This window comes from Massilia sp. S19_KUP03_FR1 (assembly GCF_036688685.1).
Taxonomy (GTDB): Bacteria; Pseudomonadota; Gammaproteobacteria; order Burkholderiales; family Burkholderiaceae_D; genus JALYUM01.
Genome location: NZ_JAQQPS010000057.1, coordinates 1 through 3,086, shown reverse-complemented (window position 1 = coordinate 3,086; position 3,086 = coordinate 1). Strand labels below are relative to the sequence as shown.

1 protein-coding gene is annotated in these 3,086 nt (G+C 65.4%); it reads left to right on the top strand.

The window, feature by feature from the left end:
• Window positions 1–3,086: beta strand repeat-containing protein (locus tag V6M87_RS27025; RefSeq protein ID WP_332879774.1), on the top strand; the 3,086-nt coding region annotated here is incomplete at both ends.

Sequence of the window (3,086 nt, the reverse complement as noted above, 5' to 3'; positions counted from 1 at the left end):
GCCAGCACGACAGCCGATATCACCAAAGCCACCATCAACGCCGTGACCGGCATCACCGCCGGCAGCAAGGTGTATGACGGCACGACTACCGCCACCGTCAACACGAGCGGCGCGGCCTTTGGCGGCATGGTCAACGGCGACAGCCTGAACGCGACCGCCAGCGGTGCGTTTGCAGACAAGAATGCCGCCACCGGCAAGACGGTCACTGTCAGCGGAATCGCTCTCGGCGGCGCCGACGCCGGCAACTATACGCTGGCCAGCACCACGGCCAGCGCGACAGCCGATATCACCAAAGCCACCATCAACGCGGTGAGCGGCATCAACGCCAGCAGCAAGGTCTATGACGGCACCACTAAAACCACCGTCAACACGAGCGGCGCAGCCTTTGCCGGCATGGTCAACGGCGACAGCCTGAACGCGACCGCCAGCGGCGCATTCAGCGACAAGAACGCTGCAATCGGCAAGACGGTCAATCTCAGCGGCATCGCCCTCGGCGGCGCCGACGCCGGCAACTACACGCTGGCCAGCAATACCGCCAGTGCGACAGCGGATATCACCAAAGCCACCATCAACGCGGTCAGCGGCATCACCGCCGGCAGCAAGGTCTATGACGGCACGACCACCACCACCGTCAACACGAGCGGCGCGGCCTTTGCCGGCATGGTCAACGGCGACAGCCTCAATGCCAGCGCCAGCGGCTCATTCCGCGACAAGAACGCCGCCACCGGCAAGACGGTTAATGTCAGCGCCATAGCCCTCGGCGGCGCCGACGCCGGCAACTACACGCTCGCTGCCAACACCGCCAGCGCGACAGCCGATATCACCCAAGCCACCATCAACGCGGTGACTGGCATCACCGCCGGCAGCAAGGTGTATGACGGCACAACCAGCGCGACCGTCAACACCGGCGGCGCGGCCTTTGCCGGCATGGTCAACGGCGACAGCCTGAACGCGACCGCCAGCGGCGCATTCAGCGACAAGAACGCTGCAATCGGCAAGACGGTCAATCTCAGCGGCATCGCCCTCGGCGGCGCCGACGCCGGCAACTACACGCTGGCCAGCAATACCTCCAGCGCGACAGCCGATATCACCAAAGCCACCATCAACGCCGTGACCGGCATCACCGCCGGAAGCAAGGTGTATGACGGCACCACTAAAACCACCGTCAACACGAGCGGCGCGGCCTTTGCCGGCATGGTCAACGGCGACAGCCTGAACGCGACCGCCAGCGGCGCGTTTGCAAACAAGAATGCTGCAATCGGCAAGACGGTCAATGTCAATGACATCGCCCTCGGCGGCGCCGACGCCGGCAACTACACGCTGGCCAGCAATACCGCCAGCACGACAGCCGATATCACCAAAGCCACCATCAACGCCGTGACCGGCATCACCGCCGGCAGCAAGGTGTATGACGGCACGACTACCGCCACCGTCAACACGAGCGGCGCGGCCTTTGGCGGCATGGTCAACGGCGACAGCCTGAACGCGACCGCCAGCGGCGCGTTTGCAAACAAGAATGCTGCCACCGGCAAGACGGTCACTGTCAGCGGAATCGCTCTCGGCGGCGCCGACGCCGGCAACTATACGCTGGCCAGCACCACGGCCAGCGCGACAGCTGATATCACCAAAGCCACCATCAACGCGGTGAGCGGCATCAACGCCAGCAGCAAGGTCTATGACGGCACCACTAAAACCACCGTCAACACGAGCGGCGCAGCCTTTGCCGGCATGGTCAACGGCGACAGCCTGAACGCGACCGCCAGCGGCGCATTCAGCGACAAGAACGCTGCAATCGGCAAGACGGTCAATCTCAGCGGCATCGCCCTCGGCGGCCTTGACGCCGGCAACTATACGCTGGCCAGCACCACGGCCAGCGCGACAGCCGATATCACCAAAGCCACCATCAACGCGGTGACCGGCATCACCGCCGGCAGCAAGGTCTATGACGGCACGACTACCGCCACCGTCAACACGAGCGGCGCGGCCTTTAGCGGCATGGTCAACGGCGACAGCCTGAACGCGACCGCCGGCGGCGCGTTTGCAGACAAGAATGCTGCAATCGGCAAGACGGTCAATGTCAGTGCCATCGCCCTTGGCGGCGCCGACGCCGCCAACTACACGCTCGCTGCCAACACCGCCAGTGCGACAGCCGATATCACTAAAGCCACCATCAATGCGGTGACTGGCCTCACCGCAGGCAGCAAGGTCTATGACGGCACGACCAGCGCCACCGTCAACACCACCGGCGCGGCCTTTGCCGGCATGGTCGGCGGCGACAGCCTGTCGGCAAGCGGCACCGCGGTCTTTGCCGATAAGAACGCCGGCAACGGCAAAACCGTGGCCGTCTCCGGCATCGTCCTCGGCGGCACCGATGCCGCCAACTACACCCTGGGCAACACCAGCAGCAACGCCACCGGCAATATCACGCCGAAAGCGCTGACGATTGTCGGCATGACGGCAGCCAACAAGGCCTACGACGGCAACACCAAAGCCACCCTGTCGGGCGGCTCGGTAAGCGGCCTGGTCGGCTCGGAAACCCTGGGCGTGACCGGCCTGTCGGCCAGCTTTGCCGACAAGAACGCCGGCACCGGCAAGACCGTCACCGCGACTGGCGCAACCCTGGTCGACGGCGGCAACGGCGGCCTGGCCGCCAACTACACCATCAGCAACCCCAGCGGCCTGAACGCCAACATCACGCCCAAGGCGCTGACGGTCACCGGCATGACGGTCGCTACCCGCGCCTACGACGGCAGCACCGCAGCGAACCTGGCCGGCGGCACCTTGAGCGGCCTGGTCAGTGGAGAGACGCTGGTCCTGTCGGGTGGCAGCGGTGCCTTTGCCGACAAGAACGTGGGCAACGGCAAGGCCGTCACCGTCTCCGGCCTGAGCCTGGCCGATGGCGCAGGCCTGGCCAGCAATTACGCGGTCAGCAATCCCACCGGCGTGACCGCTAACATCACGCAAAAAGCACTGACGGTCAGCGGCGCGCTGGCGCAGGACAAAACCTACGACGGCAGCGCCAGCGCCACCATCAGCGGCGGTGCCTTGAGCGGCATGGTCGGCAGCGAGACCGTCAACCTGACCGG